The sequence below is a fragment of the Pseudoalteromonas sp. P80D2 genome, assembly GCF_036680945.1.
Lineage (GTDB): Bacteria > Pseudomonadota > Gammaproteobacteria > Enterobacterales > Alteromonadaceae > Pseudoalteromonas > Pseudoalteromonas shioyasakiensis.
In genome coordinates this window covers 6,343-25,464 of sequence record NZ_JAZDAR010000046.1, presented here as the reverse complement: position 1 = coordinate 25,464, position 19,122 = coordinate 6,343, and the positions used below count along the sequence as shown (strand labels likewise).

Here is a 19,122-nt window from a genome sequence, read left to right as displayed (position 1 = left end):
TATGGTTTCAAAGCGTATTAGATCAAAAGAGCGAGATGCAATCATTCAATCATTGAAATCTGGCGTCACTCCTAAAATTGGCATTCAGCATATTCAAGTAGGTCGATCAAAAGAGTTAGAAGCCCTTTACAGTGACATCGAAAAGATTTGTGATGGAGGCTCTGCTTTTAGATTAATTATAGGCGAATATGGTTCAGGAAAAACGTTCTTTTTAAGTGTTGTACGTTCAATTGCACTTGAGAAAAAGTTAGTAACTGTAAATGCTGACTTATCTCCCGACAGACGAATCCATGCATCAGCAGGGCAAGCTAGAAATTTATATTCTGAATTAATGCGTAACCTTTCAACTCGCAACAAGCCAGATGGAAATGCACTTACTAGCGTTGTTGAAAAGTTTATTACAGAGGCGGTAAAAGAAGCTGATGCTAAACAAGATAAAGTTTCAAATGTAATCCATAGTAGATTGGCATTGCTGTCTGAGCTAGTAGGAGGTTACGATTTCGCCAAAGTGATAGAAGCATACTGGAGAGGTCATGAGTATGACGACGAGCAGCTCAAAGCGAATGCAATTCGATGGCTAAGAGCCGAGTACTCCACAAAAACTGATGCTAGAAAGGATTTAGATGTTAGGACGATTATTTCAGATGCAACTTTTTATGACTCACTAAAACTTATGAGTCTATTTGTGCGTCAAGCAGGTTATGAAGGATTACTCGTTAACCTAGATGAAATGGTTAACTTGTATAAGTTGAATAGCACACAAGCTCGAACATCAAATTATGAACAAATATTAAGAATCCTGAACGACTGCCTGCAAGGAAGTGCTGAGCATTTGGGTTTCTTGTTGGGCGGGACACCTGAATTTTTATTAGACCCTAGAAAGGGATTATACAGTTATGAGGCTCTGCAATCTCGTTTAGCTGAAAACACTTTTGCTCAAAAAGCTGGTGTTATTGACTACTCCTCTCCCGCACTTCATTTAGCAAGCTTAACGCCAGAAGAGCTGTATATTCTCCTTAAGAATTTGCGCCACGTATATGCAAGTGGAGAGGTTGAAAAGTACCTTGTTCCTGATGATGCGTTGAAATCATTCTTGCATCATTGCAGTCAGACAATTGGTGATGCTTATTTTAGAACTCCAAGAAATACCATTAAAGTGTTTTTAGATATGCTAGCAGTAATGGATCAAAATCCAAATATACAGTGGTCTGATTTAGTTAAGAAGTTAACCGTCGAGGAAGAAAAACCAAGCGATCTAGATATTGAATTTCATGATGAGAGCGATGCAAAATCAGATGACTTGGCTAACTTTTCTTTATGATTGAAGCATACAAATTACTTGATCACAGAGTACAGAAGTGGCTTTTCAAACAAGGTTGGTCGGATTTAAGAGAAATTCAAAAGAAGGCTGTATCGCCAATTCTCGCAGGTAAATCTGATGTTCTGATCAGCGCTTCTACAGCGGCAGGTAAAACAGAAGCATTCTTTTTACCTGCTTGCAGCGCAATCGCTGATGACATCGATGGTTTCGGCATTTTGTATATCAGTCCTTTAAAAGCGCTAATTAACGATCAATATAGGCGACTTGAAAGTCTTTGCGATTTACTAGATATGCCAGTAGTTCCTTGGCATGGGGATAGCTCACAATCCCTGAAAAATAAAGCTAAAAAGAACCCTAGAGGCGTTTTATTAATAACACCAGAGTCTTTAGAATCTTTATTAATTAGAGACCCTAAGTGGGTAAAGAGTGCTTTTAGTAGTTTAAAATATATTGTCATTGACGAATTTCATGCTTTTATCGGCTCTGAAAGGGGTCATCAGTTGTTATCTCTCTTAAATAGGGTAGAGCACTTATTGGGAAGATATAGTAATCCGGTGCCAAGAGTGGCACTTAGTGCTACTTTAGGGGCGTTGGAAAAAGTCCCTCCCTTGCTTCGCCCTAATGGAGCGTTGCCTTGTGAATTGATTACAGATGAAAAGCATAAATCTCAACTAAGCATTAAAGTTCACGGCTATATAGAGCCAATAACTACTGAAGAAGATGACCAGCGTTATTCAGCAGAATACCAAATCTGCCAAAAGCTATTTGAACTGTGTCGGGGAGACTCGCATTTAGTATTCGCCAATAGCAGAAAGCGAACAGAAAGCATCGCGGTGCAGCTTAGTGATTTTTGTGAACAACAACTAGTACCTAATGAATTTTTTCCTCATCACGGGTCACTGGCTAAAGAAAGTAGGGAAGAGCTAGAAGCTCGCCTTCAAAAAGAAACGCTTCCAACTACCGCGATTTGTACAATGACACTTGAATTGGGTATTGATATAGGAAAGGTGAACTCAGTTGTTCAGGTTACAGCACCGCATTCAGTTTCAAGCTTGAGACAGAGAATGGGTCGATCAGGTAGACGAGGTTCTCCCGCAGTTCTGCGTATGTTGATTGCTGAAAATGAATTAAATGAAAACTCTAATATTGTTGATTGCCTGCGATTAGAGCTAATTCAGTCATTAGCAATGATTAGATTATTGATAAGTAGCAAGTGGTTTGAACCTGCTGACAATCAATTAATGCACTTTTCTACTTTGCTTCATCAAGTACTAGCTTTAGTAGCACAATGGGGAGGAGTCAGGGCAGATCAACTATTTGAACTCCTTTGTAAGAATGGCCCATTTCAACATACAACAATTTCGCATTTCAAATCTTTGTTACAACATATGGGAAGCCAAGAATTATTAACACAAATCTCTAGCGGTGAACTTGTATTGGGGATTAAAGGTGAACGCTTAGTAGATCATTATTCGTTCTATGCTGTATTTAAAACGCCAGAAGAATATCGAATTATAGTCGGCAACAAAACTTTAGGAACATTGCCAATAGACTCTTTGGTATTGGAAGGTCAACATATTGTATTTAGCGGGCGTAGGTGGAAAGTTGTAGATGTCGATACCGAAAAGAAAACAATTCATGTTGAAAAAACCAAAGGCGGAAAACCACCCAAGTTTGGCGGGGAAGGCATGTCTATTCATAACCGTGTACGACAAGAAATGTTTCAAATCCTCACTGAAGGAGATTATAGAATTTCAGTTGGTGAACATAAAGTCGATTTTATAGATCCTCAGGCTAAAGTTCTTTTCGACGAGGCGGTTGACTATTTCCAGCAAGCTAATTTAGCTGAAATTTGTGTTGTACAGCATGGTAAAACCACATGCATTTTTACTTGGATGGGCGACAAAGTTATTAATACTTTGGTGGCGTTGTTGAATAAACATGGATTTGAAGTAGGGGCATTTGGTGGCGTGATTGAAGTTGAAAAGTCCAATGTGGAAGAGGTAAAACGATTTTTGTCCATGTTAAATGCAAAGCCGTTACCTAGTAAGTCTGATTTAGCAGCTTCAGTTGTAGAAAAAAATATCGAAAAGTTTGATGAGTTTTTACCGATTGACTTATTGAACATTGGCTATGGCAGTAGAGCATTTGATATAGCTGATACGAAAAGTTGGTTGACTAATAATTGTTGATGAGTAACGAAGAAATAAATAATGCTAAGTGATTCCTAGTCCCAATGTAACAGTACCTTCTTAGCGAATGGAGCTACGGAATTGAGTTAGAAGATAAATATATTACTTAAATGGATTTTAAAATTACTACAAACAGGAGAAAAATGAATCATTTATACAGAGGTACAAGTTAATGAATTTGTCTCTGACAATGGGCCTAGCTTTAACTTTTTAAGAGGTGATTACAAAAGTAAAGAAGAGCGAGAGGCTGGTGAAAAGCTGCAATTAGAACGAGCCATAAATTCATCAAATATTGGTCTAAACAAGAAGCAATAGATTGAACATTTAAATTCGTATGACAGCAGCTTAGTACCTAACCTCTATGCTTCTTTGCTAATTTCGGAGCTTATTGTATGTAATCAAGGAAGCAAATCTATTCCAAACTGCTTCAGCAATAAAGAAAACAGCCAAAAGCAAATTACAGTTATTAATGAGCTGATGAGTAACGATAGCCAAAAACTGTAGCGCTGCATCAGCATGGGGAAAAGTAAAAACATGGGCAATGTGGGAAGTACATACCAAAAGGTGTACCAAGCGTGATTGGCTATTTTCTCTGACGGCTGCTTTTCAACATATAACCAAATCATGGCTAAAATTGTGACTGTCGGTAAGGCCACTATTAGTGCGCCTAGTTTATCATTTCGTTTTGCTAGCTCTGATGCCGCGACAATGACCGTAGCGGTGATCAAATACTTAGTTATTAGCCAACCCATATAATGTCCTTAAATGAAAAAACCGATTGCCTATCGGTTTTTGTTGTGACAATATAGCCAACGAATTAAATAGAGTAAAGTGTTATGCAGTTAGGTGAACTAGAAAAGTTAGTGCTTCAACATTTCTGGAATGTGAAAGAAGCGGATGCAAAGCAAGTACATAAAGTACTGGGGTTAGCTCGTGGTAATTCGTTAAATACTATCCAAAGTACGCTTGATAGGTTATTTAAAAAAGAATTACTTAAACGCACTAAACAAGGCCATGCGTATTGTTATTCAGCCAGAGTAGATCGTGAAGGCTTAATTGCTCAACTTATTTCAAATGTAACCAGTGACTTTGTTGATGATGGTGAAAATAGCTTAATTGCTGCGTTCAGTTCTGCTTCGGCACAGCTTAATGACGAACAACTCGATACATTAGAAAAAATGATCGAGAAACAACGCCAGCTTAGAAAGGAGCGGGCTTAATTATGTTAGTTGGAGATATGGCAATCGTTCTAAATTTGCTCAGTGTTTCAGTGCTTGCATTTGTGATAGGTATTGCAACTGTTGCTGTCGTATCTCGTTTTGTGTTGTTCAGACTCGAACAAGTCAGTTTTAATAGTCAAAAGTTTATATTGTGGTCACTAGTGAGTGCACCTTGGTGGATAGCCTTTTCTTGTATTAGTTACTTTATGCCTTACTCGTTAGGGTTTGATAAAGTTTTTAACATAAGCTGGTTCGAAGATTTTGCCCATTGGCACCATATCGATATTTTTAGCTTTTCAAGTTGGCACGCGTTAACCTTACTTTTAGCACTAATCTATTTAGCTTGGCGCGTAACTAAGACTACCTTTGCTAGAACCAAACAGTCCATCGCATTATCGAGTTTACTAAGCTTTACTGATGCACAAGATGCTAGGACGACTAATGGCAATCAATATTTATTGATGCCTGTTAAAGTGCCTGTTGCCTTTACTACAGGTTTTATATCTCCCAAGATATATGTATCAACCGGACTACAAACCCAAGTTAGCGATGAACAACTTAATATCATCGTTAATCATGAACTGGCTCATGTAACGGCAAGAGACCCGTTATTTAAAGTGCTTTTCACGGCACTTGCCAGCTTCTATCCGTCACGTATAAAACAAACCCTAATCGAGCAATATGTCTTAATGACGGAAAAGATGGCCGACAATGAGGTCACAAAAGAATACGACCACCTTGATATCGCACAGACATTAATTGATGTCGCTAGACTTCAAAAAGCACTTCCTACGGATTGCGATCAGGCGTCTGTTAGCTACTTCGGACATGATTACACGAGTCTTCGTGTTGAAGGTTTATTAAATCCAATTAATAAACCGTCACTTACTACTTTCATCATTACTCTAGCATTATTGGCAACTATGCCAGTACTAGCGGCATCCACTGTCGATAGTTTTCATCACTTTATCGAAACTTTTTTCATCCATTAATTAAGGATATGGAATGAGATTTAACCCATATAAAAACAAGAGTAAAAGCAACAGAAAAAAACCGACCGGCAATCGGTTTTTGGCTGTTGGTCTATTTTTAACAACGGGGGCTGGTTTAGTAACATCAACTCCCTTTTTGGCTAATGCGCAAATCCAGCAGCAATCACAGTCATCACATCAGGTTATAAATTTAAGCAAGGCTGTGACCATGACTCTACAAAGTCATCCTGAATTAAAAGCCTTGATAGCTCAAGAAGCCTTGTGGCAAGGTAATATCGAGCAAGCTGGAATTGGAGAGCGTCCTCAAATAGGTTTAATGATTGAAGATGCGTTAGGGACTGGTGAGCATAGTGCATTAAAAAGTATGCAATCAACGCTCACCTACTCTTGGTTGCTTCAACAAGATCAAATTGATGGCAGAGTTAATGCGGCAAAAAGCCAAGCAAGTGCAGTAATAGTCGAGCAAAAAATAAAAGCCCTCGATTTATCTGCGATTGTTGCTAAGCAGTTTGTTGAAATCTTGATAAAACAAGAGCGCCTGAAACTCAATCAATTAGCGGTATCTCAGGCACAGGAAGTGGTTGACGCTATTGCCAAAAGAGTAAAAGCAGGCAAAAGTTCTACTGTTGAAATGCGCTTGGCTCAAGCTGAGCTAATTCGAAGAAATCTCGCTGTCGAAGATTTAGAGCACGAATTAAAAGCCAGCCATTATCAACTGTCATCCTTATGGGGTAAGCCTCAGGCAGAGCTTAAGTTAACGGGGAATTTAATGCTTAAGCCGGAAATTCCATCTGTAGAAAGCCAACTAAACAAGCTTAAGCAAATCCCGCAAATACAGCAGTTTGCTAATGAACAACGTATCGCCCAGTCTCAAATGGAACTCGCACGTATTGAAGCCAAACCTCAGTGGCAATTCACTGCTGGACTAAGACGATATGAAACGACCAATGATTTTGGTTTAGTGGCGGGTGTCTCTATTCCTTGGGGGAATGACAATAGAAATGCAGGAACAATAGCTGCCTTACGCGCAAAACAAGATGTTCTGGCAAGTCAGCAACAAGCGTTAATGCAGAAACTTGATGCACAGCTTTATGTGCTATTGCAAGAAATGGCGCATTCCCACCATGTCATTGAAACGATTCAAGCTGAAATTATTCCTGTACTAGAAACCGCATTGACTGAAGCAAGTCAGGCATTTGATATCGGCAAACTTAGCTACAACCAGTGGAGTGATATCCGTAGAGAGCTACTCAGCGCCCAAAATCAGTTACTTGATTCTTATCAATCTTTGCACTTACAACATATTGAAATTCAACGCCTAACTGGCGTGTCCGTTAGTGATAGCGAGTAGAACCGTGAGCAAACTTATGAAAAATAAAAATATCCTGTCGTCATTGAGTTTGGCGATACTTATCTCATTAACAGGCGTCGTCGCACCTAATGCTGTTGCGGCATCATCACCTGCGGCTGAGCAAGCTGAACCAGAGAAAGGTCCACACCGTGGGCGCATGTTACGAGAAGGTGATTTTGCAATTGAACTCTCTATTTTTGAAACAGGCGTGCCGCCAGAATTTCGTGTTTGGGCAACAAATGAAGGGCAACCTATTGACCCAGCGAAAGTTAGTTTAAACGTAAAGTTAATCCGTCTAGGCGATGGCACTGATGATATTAACTTCAATGCCCAAGGTGACTTTCTTCGCGGTGATATGGTGATTTATGAGCCTCACTCTTTTGTCGTTGCCATTGAAGCAACTTATCAGGGTAAAAAGTACAATTGGCGATATGACAACTTCGAGGGTCGCACCACAATTGAACAGGCAGTTGCCGATGCAATGGAAATCAACACTGAAATTGCAGGCCCTGCGACAATTCATCAAACCATTCCTGCTTATGGAAAATTAAGTTTACCTGTGGGCGCTAAGCGAAACATTGCAGCGCGTTTTGATGGTGAAATCACCAAATTACACGTCAATTTCGGTGAAATCGTTAAAAAAGGGCAAACGCTATTCACAGTAGAAAGTAATGAAAGTCTTAAGCCCTACGTTATTAAAGCGCCCATTAATGGTGTTATTACCCAGTTATTCGCAAACGCGGGTGAGCAAACCAATGGTAAAACCTTACTCACCATTACCAATTTTAATCGCCATATTGCCAAATTAGCGGTTTATCCCTCGGATTATTCCAAGGTGAAACTGGAAACGCCAGTAACGTTAAACGTTGAAGGTCATGAGGAAACCCTTGCAGGTCAGGTGTCATTTATTGAGCCTAGCGTGAGAGATGATCAGGCAAGAATAGTTTGGGTCGAATTAGCTGATGGCCTCTTTTCTGAAGGCAGTTTTGTTAAAGCTGACATAGAAATTGCCACTATTGATGTGCCACTGGCAGTTAAACGTGTTGGCTTGCAAGGATTTAGAGATTTTACTGTCGTTTACGCCAAAGTGGGTGAGCAGTATGAAGTTCGTATGCTTGAGTTGGGCCGCGCTGGAGGCGAATGGATTGAAGTATTAGGTGGCTTAAAAGCGGGAACCGAATACGTGACCGATAATAGCTACATATTAAAAGCCGACATTGAAAAGTCTGGCGCATCACACGATCACTAGGAGCGTAACAATGTTGGAATCAATTTTACGCTTTTCAATAAAGCGCAAATTCCTTGTGATGGTGATGGTACTTGCTGTTTCAGGGCTTGGTATCTGGAACTTTACCAAACTACCCATTGATGCAGTGCCCGATATCACCAATGTGCAGGTCATGATCAATACCGAAGCGGCTGGTTTTACTCCGTTAGAAGTTGAGCAAAGAGTAACCTTTCCGTTAGAAACTGCGTTATCAGGTTTACCGGGCTTAACCTATACGCGTTCGGTTTCTCGCTACGGTTTATCGCAAGTGGTAGCGATATTTAGCGATGATACGGATATCTATTTTGCCCGTCAGCTAGTCAATGAACGTTTGTCTGCGGCACGAGCTGAGTTGCCTCAAAGCTTAGAGCCTCAACTTGGGCCAATAGCTACAGGTCTTGGTGAAATCTTTATGTTCACGGTTGATGCTGAGCCTGATGCAACACATGCTGATGGCACGCCTATTACACCAATGGATTTACGAACCGTACATGACTGGACCATAAGACCACAGTTAATGCGTGTACCCGGTGTTGTAGAGGTGAACCCTATAGGCGGATTTGAACGGGAGGTTTTAGTCGCCTTTAAACCTGAAAAGCTACTTGCTTTTGGACTATCACAAGCCGATGTGGTTAATGCCATCGCACAAAACAATCAAAATCAAGGCGCAGGCTTTATAGAGCAAAATGGCGCACAGTGGTTATTAAGGCTGCCCGGTCAGGTTACTGATATGACTGCCATTGGTAATATTCCGCTTAAGTCGCTTGATGGTTCATCAATTTATATAAAAGACGTAGCCGATATTGAAAACGGTAAAGGGCTAAGAACTGGTGCTGCTACACAAAATGGTCGTGAAGTGGTGATGAGTACAGTGTTCATGCTTATTGGCGAAAACAGCCGCACCGTTGCCCATGCCGTGGGAGAAAAGCTCAAAGAAATTAACGCCACTTTACCAGAAGGGATTGTCGCAACCGCTGTTTATGACCGCACTAAATTAGTTGATAAAACCTTAAAAACCGTACAGCTCAACCTAATTGAAGGGGCCATTTTGGTTATTGTTGTGCTCTTTGTACTACTAGGCAATTTCAGGGCTGCATTTTTAACCGCATTAGTGATCCCATTTGCCATGTTGATGACAGTAACAGGTATGGTGCATACAAGGGTGAGTGCAAACTTGATGAGTTTGGGGGCGTTAGATTTTGGTTTGTTAGTCGATGGTGCCATTATTATCGTAGAAAATTGTCTCCGCAGGCTAAGTCAGGCTGGAAATAACCCGTTATCGCTAAAAGAACGCTTAGAGTTAGTGTTCGAAGCAACAAGAGAAGTGATACGTCCCGCATTATTTGGTGTATTTATTATCACCGTAGTTTATCTGCCTATCTTCGCTCTTGAAGGCGTAGAAGGAAAGATGTTCCATCCAATGGCGATCACTGTAGTTATTGCATTACTGAGTGCTATGTTGCTTTCGGTAACCTTCGTACCAGCAATGGTTGCCTTACTATTTAAAAAGCCAGTAAAAGAAAAGCACAGTCCACTTATTCGTGGCGCTGCGGTCCTTTATAAACCTGCTTTGAAATGGGTATTGAAAGCACGTTGGTTAGTGATAATTGCGGCATCACTTTTAGTTATATTTTCTGGCTATCAAGCGACTAAGTTAGGTAGTGAATTTGCGCCTAATCTGGATGAAGGTGATATTGCCATGCACGCGCTGCGGATTCCGGGTACATCACTGTCTCAAGCAATCGCGCTTCAGGAATCCTTAGAAGATAAAATTAAGCAAATGCCAGAAGTTGAGCGCGTTTTTGCCAAAATAGGAACAGCCGATGTTGCAACCGATGCCGTGCCGCCAAGTGTCGCTGATAACTTTATTATCTTGAAACCTCGCGAGTTATGGCCTGATCCTGACAAAACTAAAGTACAAATCGTAGAAGAGCTGGCCGCGCTAGTAGAGCCAATTCCGGGCAACCGCTATGAGTTCTTACAGCCCATTCAAATGCGTTTTAATGAGCTATTAGCTGGGGTTAGAGCCGAGCTTGCCATTAAAGTATTTGGTGATGATTTTGAAACTTTAACCGCATTAGGTGATGAGATAGAAGGTGCTATTTCGCAAGTTGATAACATTGCAGACATTCAAGTCGAGCAAACAACGGGATTACCACTGCTTAACTTAGTACCAAAGCGTGAAAAATTGATGCAGTTTGGTATTAGTATTAGCCAAGTGCAATCTCAAGTGGCAACTGCGATGGGTGGTACTGTCGCAGGTAAGTTTTATCAAGGCGATGTGCGCTCTGATATTGTAGTACGCCTAGCAGAATCAAAACGAAATAATATTGATGAACTTCCTTATTTACCGATTATGTTGGCTGACGGTCATTCAGTGCCACTGCAAGAACTTGTTGAAATTGAGCTTGTATCTGGTGCTAACCAAATTAACCGCGAAAATGGTAAGCGTAGGGTTGTGGTTACTGCCAATGTTCGCGGAAGAGATTTAGGAAGTTTTGTTGCGGATATCCAAACTGCAATTAATGAAAGTGTTGAAATTCCGGCTGGTTACTGGGTGGAATATGGCGGCACCTACCAAAAACTGCAATCCGCTTCTGAGCGACTGAGTATTGTTGTACCAGTCACCTTAATTATGATTGTCGGATTGTTGATACTAGCGCTTAGCTCATTTAAAGATGCAATGATCATCTTCACAGGTGTTCCATTAGCATTAACAGGTGGTATAGCTGCTCTATTGTTACGTGATATTCCGTTCTCAATTTCGGCAGCCGTTGGTTTTATTGCCTTATCGGGCATAGCAATTCTAAATGGACTGGTTATGGTGTCGTTCATTAGAGAGTTACGTAAAAATGGATTGGCACTTGATAAAGCAATATTTGACGGTGCACTTACTCGACTTCGCCCTGTATTAACAACCGCCTTGGTCGCATCATTAGGTTTTATTCCGATGGCTTTAAATACAGGGATTGGCTCAGAGGTTCAGCGACCTCTCGCAACAGTAGTCATTGGTGGCATTATTTCGTCAACGATTTTGACTCTGTTTGTCATTCCTGCCTTATACAGAATTTTACACAAAGAAAAGGAGTCTATTTTGACTGATGTTGAAGTATTGGAGTCTCAAGATGCCAAATAATATGATTAAAGCGTTAACCTATTTGGCAGTTGCGTTGCTGGCACTTGTTAGCATTGAAGCCTTTGCTCACGGTGTTGATGATAAAACCAGAGCGTTTTTGGAACAGAATACAGGTGTTCAGTTTATTCCATTCCTATACATAGGCGCTAAACATATGATAACGGGATATGACCACTTATTGTTTTTAGTGGGTGTTATCTTCTTTTTATATCGTAGCCGTGACGTACTGTTGTACGTCACCATGTTTACTATTGGACATAGTACAACTCTGTTATTTGGTGTGTTAAGTGACATACAGGTCAACGCTTATTTAATTGATGCCATTATCGGTTTTTCCGTAATTTACAAGGGCTTCGATAATCTAGGTGGCTTTAAGCGTTGTTTTAATTGGCAGCCTAATACCCAATGGGCGGTGCTGATTTTTGGTCTATTTCATGGCTTTGGTTTAGCTACCAAATTACAAGAATTTAGCCTAGCTGATGAAGGTCTTATTACCAACCTGATTGCCTTTAACTTAGGTGTTGAACTTGGTCAATTTGCTGCGCTCGCACTTATTTTGATCATGATAAATGCATGGAGAAAACTGCCGTCATTTCAACATTTTTCGACAGTCACGAATACTGCACTAATGAGTGCTGGTGTGATGTTGATGGGCTTACAACTTACTGGTTACTTTACTATTTAATCGATTTTTAACTTATAGAAATACAGAAATAAAAGAGAATTTTATGCAACATACAGTTAGTACCAAAACACTCGTTAAAGCGAGTATTTCAGCAGTCGTTGTCGCGGCTATTGCACTGGTTACCTTTATCTTACCAGCAGAGTACAACATCGATCCGACAGGTATTGGAAACAAGTTAGGTTTAACAGCACTTGCACAAGCGGCTGAAATGGAAACAACGTCATTAGAGACGACTAAAGGCACCGATGAGTTTCAAACAATAGAAGTGACCGTTCCAGCGGGACGCGGCATCGAATATAAATTTTATATGAAACAGCATGAAAAAATGACCTATGAATGGTTAACCGACGGTGCTTCATTGTACTTCGATTTACATGGTGAGCCTGAAGGCGACACAACGGGATATTTTGAGAGCTACGCCATTGCTACAACTAATGAAATGAAAGGCAGCTATACCACGCCATTTAGTGGCTCTCATGGTTGGTACTGGAAAAATAAATCAGATAAGCCTGTTTCAGTGCAGCTACTGGTCAAAGGGCAATATGAAGTTATTGGCCTTAAAAAATAACGAATTCAACAAGAAATGGAGACTAAAATGAACAAGCTAATATCAATCGTTGCACTTTGTGGTGCCTTGCTTACTAGTAATGTACAGGCACATGATGGTCATGGCGTTATTAGTGGTCAGAGAGCGATAAATATATCAGCGACATTGATCAAAAAAATGACATTTAAAGACGCGGGCTTTGAAGTTGGTAAGTTAGATGAATCATGGAAAAACATTGATAAATCGCAACTTTCGATTACTAGTGTTGAAGACAATTTCTACGTTGTTAGTGCGTCTAATCCTAGCAATGAAAATAAGCTTTATTTCCAAATTGCTAAAAACGGTCAAGTTATAGCTGTTAAAGATAAAAACGAATTTTGATGAACAAGAGGCTCCTCTTTGCAACATAAGAGAAGCCTTGAACCTGCCGTGATTCACAAACTTTATTAAAATAAGTTGGGTCAAAACCTTTTGAGTTATTGGGATAGTCACAAACTCTATTCAATTTTTGGCCTCAAGAAAGCCTTATAAATTAGACACCCGACTCACAAACTTTATTCGAGCACGACAATTAAATTCAAATGCCAAAAAGCCGTTGCAGCAATGTAACGGCTTTTTTGTTGGAGAAAAGCTATCAGCTTTCAGCCGTCAGCTGTCAGATTAAAAACACAAGTTAGCGAGTTGCGAGGGGAAAGATCCGAGTTTTGAGGAACGAGATGCGAGTTGTAGGAGGTGTTTTAACGCTGAAAAAAGAGTTATCAGATATCAGTGATTAGAAGTTAGATTAAAAATACTCAAGCTAGCGAGCTTCGAGGGGAAAGAGTAAAGGAGCTTTAAGCCACAAGTTTGAAGTTAGACGTGCCTGCATATTGCTGCGGTTAAACTCGATACTGTAGGCGTGAAATTTATTTCTCGCGAAAAGCCTTAAATGACAACTTTGAAACAACCTGTGTATTTATATGGGTACAACCATCAAAAAACCTGTATTATGCATGCTTTGTTGTTGGGTGGCGAAACCTCTTACTTAACCACCTGATTATGTTGTTGAAAATTTAAGGTGAAATAATGCTAAAAGGGAACTTTGTGAGCATGAACATGGCTTTGGCCTGTTTGTTTGTATTAAATCTTGGGGTTGCTAGTGCTTCGGCTAATGACGATACACCAACAGAGGACGTGGTTGCAGATGCTAATTTCTTAGCGTGTTTACAAGAAAGTGGCTATAAAACTGTGGGTGAGGTGACAAAAATACATTGCAGAGATCGAGGTATTACTTCAGCCAAAGGGATTGAGCATTTTAGTAACTTAACAAAACTCGTCCTCAGTAATGAAGGGGATAGCTTCATAGTTGGTGAAATTGGCGGCATTACAAGTAGGCCTGCCGATAAGAAAGTGCCAAACCAACTGACCGAAATCGACATAAGCCGTAACAGCCAGCTTTTCCTTGTTGATTTAAGCCAAAACAACCTTACGAGTATTGATGTAAGTAACAACGAAGAGTTAGAGACTTTAATGCTGAGTGGCAATAAGCTTTCAAAGCTTGATGTAAGCAATAACAGTAAACTTACATGGATTGATCTTAAAGATAATAAGCTGACAGGCGAATTGACGCTTGTTAATTCTGAACTATATCAACTTAACCTGTCGGGCAATAAGCTCACAAAAGTAAATATACCGAGTGGCATTCGTAACCTTGAGCTTGCAAATAATCAGTTAAAAAACCTAGATTTAAGCAAGTTCAAGATGCTCAGCGAACTAAACCTAGATGCCAACCAGCTTAGCTCTTTAGACATAAGCCATAATAAAAAGTTAACTGCACTTTACGCCAGTAATAACCACTTAAGCACTATCGATTTAACAGCAAACCCCATGCTTCAAGTGCTCTTTTTGTCAAATAACAAATTAAAAAACATTGATTTACGTGAACATGCAAATTTAGTAGATATCAGCCTTTTTAATAATCCACTAAAAAAAGTAGATGTAAGCAAAAGCTATAATTTAGAGCTGTTAGAACTCGACAGTGGTGTTGAGTGCATAGGCATAGGTTGTGCAACAAGGTTTGAAGGGTATTAATAACAGCGTGTTGGGCAGAGCACAGCGAAACTCGATAAGTTAGCGAGGGTAAAGGGGAAAGTTCCCCGAACTCGCAAACTTGTGTTCGTAATCTGATAGCTACAAATGTTGGGTTTCGCTCCGCTCTAACCAACCTACAAGCTGATGCTCTTATGTTCATCGCGCGAAATAAATTTCACGCCTACGGATGAGCATTCCAATTTAAGTATGCGTAGGCACAATCTAATCTGACTTCTAACGACTGATATCTATTATCTCCTTCCTCGTCCCTCGCACCTATTAAAAATTTTTATCCCTCCATAATTCATCCATTATTGTGATTTACCCTTTGAAATATGAACCTTTTGTACCCCAGTTTGGGTGGGTTAAAGCTTAACCGTTTCGAAAATAAGTCGGTCGGACTTTGAGTAGAAGTATGAGTTTTATTAATTAATAGTTTGTCGAAATTACAATCAATAATTAGGAATCGTAATATGAATCAGTGTAAAAGGATTAGTGCTGTGTTGGCTTTATCCCTACTTTCAATAGTTGGGTGTTCTGATGATGACTCTACCGAACAAGAAGCTGTTGCTAATGTAGCGTTGAAATCTATGAGCCCAGTCTCTGATGACGTTTATCAACCAGGACAACAGATCACAGTTGATTTCAGTACCGAAACAGCCTTATTAACGAATGAACATGTTGGTGTTTCATTTATTTTAATTGAAAGAAGTAAAGTCGCTGAGCTCGAAACTGAAGATGAGCCTGATGGCTACGATTTGGGTGAGTTTTATATTGAGCAGTTACAAGAAGGCGAGCAAAATCATACGGCAACACTAATTTTGCCAAATGAAGATCTCGCTGCGGGTGAATTTATTATTGCCGCTTTTGTTGATACAAGTGGTGTGATCTCAAGTGAAGTTGATGTTACAGATAATAAGTCGCGTGGCATTGAGTCTGGTGACGAAACAACCTACAGCTCAGTAACCATTAGCGATGGTCATTACCATGATTTTGTTTTAGATAAACTTAAAGTAGGCGACGGCTTTGCTATTTTTCCTGGCCCGGGTAAAAGAGATACCACAGGTACTGGTGAACCAACACAGAAAGTACCTGATTTAATAGGTTTTATTAATGCCACCAAATTTGGTAATTCAGTAAACGAGGCTGACATCAGTGCAACAATAACCATCGGCGAAACGACTTATCATGCTCACTTATGGAATGAGCAAGCGCAAGCTTATATGGAGACGATGCGTATTAAGTTTCCTGATCATGAGCAATCTCATTACTTTCCTTGGGATGTTGCAGTAAATGGCGTATTGCTCAAAGCGATACACGATAATTTTGATCACGATGGTGGCGAAAACAGCTTTAGCATGACATTTACCTTCCACGACAACTCTGATGAAATTGAAGCTCATAGCGAAAATAATAGTATTACTGTTGAAGTACCTTATGCGCTTTATCATGATGAAGTGAGTACTGCAGAATCGGTAGAGCTAAATAGTAATAAAACAACAATAGCTTCAGCATCAGCGATGCAGACTACTGCTGCTACAGCAACAACGTTGGCAAAAGTTGGCAGTTGGAGTGCTACTTATGGTGACAGTGACGCTGTAGCAATCAGTCCTTCTTTTTATAGCTATATGAATGTTTCTTCTAGTAATGGTGGTTCTGCTGAGGGGCTAGTTGAAGCAGATTTAGATCTTTACCTATTTGATAAATCAGCGAGTTTGGTTAGTGCCAGTGCTGAAGCGAGTGCAAATGTAAGTGATGGTGAGATTACTTATGCAGCAAACTTTAGTGTGCTGGGTGACACTTTAATTGACGAGGGCGACACGTTAACGGCCTTAGACAAGTCTTTAGGATATAGCTGGAGCGAAGAGCAAAAAGTGGTTGAAACGACGTTCACCATTGTAATTGTTCCGGTTACAGTGGAGGCTGGCGTCACTGGCAGCTTGGATTTAGGAGTTGGTTTAACTTATAGCAATAGCCGAATTGACTTAGGGGGAGATATTGTTACTGCCAGCATGGATGCGTATGCCACTGCAGAAATAAATTTGGGCGTTGCAAGTGGCGGTGTTGGTATAGACTTTTTGATTATTGCAGATACATTTAATGCCACACTTTATGCGGATTTAGCTAAAGCTATCACTGATTCTAAAATAACCTTAGGAATTGATGTAACAAATGATATTGAGGCTATTTCCGGTGAATTTTATGTTTATGTGAAATACCCTAAATACAAGTGGTGTTGCAAGATTAAGACAAAAACCAAAACTCAAACTATCTACGATACCAGTACCTTGTACGATAAAAGCTGGACAATTTTAGACGAATCAGCAACCTTAAATTATTAGTATGAAGGCAAAGGTATAATGCGTTTAATTAAACTGAGTTTATTATTTGGCACTTTATTAGGCTATGCTTCGGCCGCTTATGCAGTGCCTCATTGTACTGTTTGGGGTGAACTTCAATCAAAAGCAGATACTAATATTGTTTCGATGAATAGCCCCTCAAAAAGCCAGTTTGACTTGCTAGGGCGGTTAATTTATCGGCCTTTGTTAGTTGCAGAGAAATTTCACTGGTTGGGTTTTGAGCTGTACCAAGCTCAAGCAAAGTTGAATAAAACAGTGAGTACCAGCAATGAGTATGCAGTGCCTTTTGCTGTGAAAATTAGCAATAACTCAGGTGAAGTTTTAGATTATCGGTTTAACGCTAAATTAAAAGTGGCCGATCAACAAAAGCTGATTGCTTTATACCGTGCCTTTCACCGTGCAAAACCCCCTGAAAATTTACAGGGGGATAAGTACTGGGTTAAAGAGCGTGACGATATCGGTCAGTACAAATCACTCTACACAGTGTTAGCTGATAACAAACTAAAGCGAAATAAACTCAGTTATTTAGAACCAACTGACTCTAGGCAAAGTACTAACGCAGCGAAAAAGCTAATGCAGTTAGAAACGGCGAACATTATTAGTGATGAGTTTATCTTTGAAAACGATAAATGCTGGTTAACAAAAACCCTCGGAAATAGTCATATTCAAGTCAGTAGTAGTGATGGAAGTATGAATATTGAAGTACTGCAAACACTAAGTTTAAATCGCTCGAATCAATCGATACCCAGTGATGCAAGATTACTACAATTACCTGAAGACCCTAATCAATGGGAGAATTTAAGCACAGATTGGGTTTACCCTAAAGCGCCGCCTCAACCCTTAAAAAATACTGAAACGTTTATCACAGCTTTAAAAAGTATGGATTGGCTAGAGGGAGACCGAAAAACGCTTCTGCAATTTCTTTATGACAATGATCAGTATTTGATGAGCTTAAAAGAGCTTATTTCAACTAAATCAATTGCAGATCCTTTGGAAAGTAAATTGTTTATGTACCTAGGTAAGCATGACTCAGTTAATTCAAAACAATTACTGACAGAGGTATTTGTTGAGCCTGGTTTATTTTCTCCAAATCAGCGCTTTAGAAGTTTAATGGCACTAAAATACAGTGAAAAACCGTTAACTGACTTACAGGTTGAGGCGATTTTTGAGTATTCCATGTCATATGGTCTTGATGAAGAAAATTCAAAGCTGGCTCATAGTGCTTTAATGGTAATGGGGGCAATAGCAAAAAATCAGCAGGGCAGTGAGTTTTCAACTCAGTTAACCCAAAAATTAGCTGATTCATTGAGCTCTAGTGCAACGGAGCAAAAAGCATCAGCCCTAATCACCGCACTAGGTAATAGTGGAGACTATGATCATCAACAGCTTATTGGTGATTATTTAGCTGGCGACAGTGCAAGATTACGACTAAATGCGGCAGAGGCCTTGGCAAAAATGCCAAGTAAAACCAGTTTGAATTACTTGAGTAATCAACTAAATCAAGAAACTGATAGTAAAACGCAAGGGGCGATATTAAAGGCTATGGGTAATAATGAGTTAGACGCAGAACAAGTCGATAGTATTTATGCCTTTGCTGACCCTAGTCACCCAAGAGATATTCGCAGCGCCGCTATATCGGCGTTAAGTCAACAAGCGAAGTCAAAACCAGAGGTTAAAAGCCGTTTAAAAGCGCTGGTTAAGACGGAAACTAATCAAAAGAACCTGCGCCAATTGATGAAAGCGCTGTATGGTTCGTAAAAGCATAAGTTAGCGAGATACGAGATACGAGGGGCGAGTTGTAGGAGGCGTTTTAACGCCGAACAGGTAGCAGAGGGTTTACCCCGCGTTCTCAAATTTAAAATACCCAAGTTAGCGAGTTACAAGGGGAAAGGGTAAAGGTACGAGTTTCGAGGAACGAGATACGAGTTGTAGGAGGCGTTTTAACGCCGAACAAAAAATGGAGATATTAGGTATCAGTCGT

At 40.0% G+C, this 19,122-nt stretch carries 14 protein-coding genes; 13 read left to right on the top strand and 1 reads right to left on the bottom strand.

All coding sequences use genetic code 11. The annotated features are described in order from the left end of the window. Position 1 precedes the first annotated feature (1 nt). Both VRK28_RS11730 and VRK28_RS11725 read left to right on the top strand, forming a co-directional pair. The gene (locus VRK28_RS11730) at positions 2–1,321 is read left to right on the top strand and encodes an ATP-binding protein (protein WP_332393986.1); all 1,320 of its coding nucleotides are present in this window, start codon (positions 2–4) and stop codon (positions 1,319–1,321) included. After that, positions 1,318–3,513, top strand: coding sequence for a DEAD/DEAH box helicase (locus VRK28_RS11725; protein WP_332393985.1), 2,196 nt, complete (start codon positions 1,318–1,320; stop codon positions 3,511–3,513). The genes VRK28_RS11730 and VRK28_RS11725 overlap by 4 nt, the downstream gene beginning before the upstream one ends. Positions 3,514–3,911: 398 nt before the next feature. On the opposite strand, the gene VRK28_RS11720 is transcribed toward VRK28_RS11725, so the two are convergent. Then, positions 3,912–4,265, bottom strand: coding sequence for a DUF3147 family protein (locus VRK28_RS11720; protein ID WP_028834937.1), 354 nt, complete (start codon positions 4,263–4,265; stop codon positions 3,912–3,914). An 84-nt stretch (positions 4,266–4,349) separates the two neighbouring features. Between VRK28_RS11720 and VRK28_RS11715 the strand changes: the two genes are divergently transcribed. The 11 genes from VRK28_RS11715 to VRK28_RS11665 all read left to right on the top strand — a co-directional run bounded on the left by VRK28_RS11715 (position 4,350) and on the right by VRK28_RS11665 (position 18,899). Continuing rightward, positions 4,350–4,733: a BlaI/MecI/CopY family transcriptional regulator gene (locus VRK28_RS11715; RefSeq protein ID WP_028834938.1), complete on the top strand. Its 384-nt coding sequence runs from the start codon at positions 4,350–4,352 to the stop codon at positions 4,731–4,733. A 2-nt stretch (positions 4,734–4,735) separates the two neighbouring features. After that, the gene (locus VRK28_RS11710) at positions 4,736–5,725 is read left to right on the top strand and encodes a M56 family metallopeptidase (protein WP_028834939.1); all 990 of its coding nucleotides are present in this window, start codon (positions 4,736–4,738) and stop codon (positions 5,723–5,725) included. 13 nt (positions 5,726–5,738) lie between these two features. Next, a complete protein-coding gene (locus VRK28_RS11705; protein WP_332393984.1) occupies positions 5,739–7,076 on the top strand; it encodes a TolC family protein in 1,338 nt (445 codons plus the stop codon). 16 nt (positions 7,077–7,092) lie between these two features. After that, a complete protein-coding gene (locus tag VRK28_RS11700; protein ID WP_332393983.1) occupies positions 7,093–8,325 on the top strand; it encodes an efflux RND transporter periplasmic adaptor subunit in 1,233 nt (410 codons plus the stop codon). Between the two features lie 10 nt (positions 8,326–8,335). Continuing rightward, positions 8,336–11,479, top strand: a complete 3,144-nt coding sequence (locus VRK28_RS11695) for an efflux RND transporter permease subunit (protein WP_332393982.1) — start codon at positions 8,336–8,338, stop codon at positions 11,477–11,479. Further along, entirely contained in the window at positions 11,469–12,164 is a 696-nt protein-coding gene (locus VRK28_RS11690; RefSeq protein ID WP_128583186.1) for a HupE/UreJ family protein, read from the top strand. Before VRK28_RS11695 ends, VRK28_RS11690 begins: the two co-directional genes overlap by 11 nt. Positions 12,165–12,207: 43 nt before the next feature. After that, positions 12,208–12,732 carry a hypothetical protein gene (locus tag VRK28_RS11685; RefSeq protein WP_332393981.1) on the top strand — a complete coding sequence of 175 codons (525 nt, stop codon included), beginning with the start codon at positions 12,208–12,210 and terminating at the stop codon, positions 12,730–12,732. A 27-nt stretch (positions 12,733–12,759) separates the two neighbouring features. Beyond that, positions 12,760–13,092, top strand: a complete 333-nt coding sequence (locus VRK28_RS11680; RefSeq protein WP_332393980.1) for a DUF6488 family protein — start codon at positions 12,760–12,762, stop codon at positions 13,090–13,092. Positions 13,093–13,776: 684 nt separating this feature from the next. Continuing rightward, positions 13,777–14,781 carry a hypothetical protein gene (locus tag VRK28_RS11675; RefSeq protein WP_062564984.1) on the top strand — a complete coding sequence of 335 codons (1,005 nt, stop codon included), beginning with the start codon at positions 13,777–13,779 and terminating at the stop codon, positions 14,779–14,781. Between the two features lie 500 nt (positions 14,782–15,281). Further along, positions 15,282–17,123, top strand: coding sequence for a hypothetical protein (locus VRK28_RS11670; protein ID WP_138519670.1), 1,842 nt, complete (start codon positions 15,282–15,284; stop codon positions 17,121–17,123). Positions 17,124–17,141: 18 nt separating this feature from the next. After that, positions 17,142–18,899, top strand: coding sequence for a HEAT repeat domain-containing protein (locus tag VRK28_RS11665; protein ID WP_062564986.1), 1,758 nt, complete (start codon positions 17,142–17,144; stop codon positions 18,897–18,899). The last annotated feature ends 223 nt before the right edge of the window (positions 18,900–19,122 follow it).

Coding starts and splice junctions, on each gene's coding strand:
- VRK28_RS11730 (WP_332393986.1), top strand. CDS start 2: ATGGTTTCAAAGCGTATTAGATCAAAAGAGCGAGATGCAATCATTCAA.
- VRK28_RS11725 (WP_332393985.1), top strand. CDS start 1,318: ATGATTGAAGCATACAAATTACTTGATCACAGAGTACAGAAGTGGCTT.
- VRK28_RS11720 (WP_028834937.1), bottom strand. CDS start 4,265: ATGGGTTGGCTAATAACTAAGTATTTGATCACCGCTACGGTCATTGTC.
- VRK28_RS11715 (WP_028834938.1), top strand. CDS start 4,350: ATGCAGTTAGGTGAACTAGAAAAGTTAGTGCTTCAACATTTCTGGAAT.
- VRK28_RS11710 (WP_028834939.1), top strand. CDS start 4,736: ATGTTAGTTGGAGATATGGCAATCGTTCTAAATTTGCTCAGTGTTTCA.
- VRK28_RS11705 (WP_332393984.1), top strand. CDS start 5,739: ATGAGATTTAACCCATATAAAAACAAGAGTAAAAGCAACAGAAAAAAA.
- VRK28_RS11700 (WP_332393983.1), top strand. CDS start 7,093: ATGAAAAATAAAAATATCCTGTCGTCATTGAGTTTGGCGATACTTATC.
- VRK28_RS11695 (WP_332393982.1), top strand. CDS start 8,336: ATGTTGGAATCAATTTTACGCTTTTCAATAAAGCGCAAATTCCTTGTG.
- VRK28_RS11690 (WP_128583186.1), top strand. CDS start 11,469: ATGCCAAATAATATGATTAAAGCGTTAACCTATTTGGCAGTTGCGTTG.
- VRK28_RS11685 (WP_332393981.1), top strand. CDS start 12,208: ATGCAACATACAGTTAGTACCAAAACACTCGTTAAAGCGAGTATTTCA.
- VRK28_RS11680 (WP_332393980.1), top strand. CDS start 12,760: ATGAACAAGCTAATATCAATCGTTGCACTTTGTGGTGCCTTGCTTACT.
- VRK28_RS11675 (WP_062564984.1), top strand. CDS start 13,777: ATGCTAAAAGGGAACTTTGTGAGCATGAACATGGCTTTGGCCTGTTTG.
- VRK28_RS11665 (WP_062564986.1), top strand. CDS start 17,142: ATGCGTTTAATTAAACTGAGTTTATTATTTGGCACTTTATTAGGCTAT.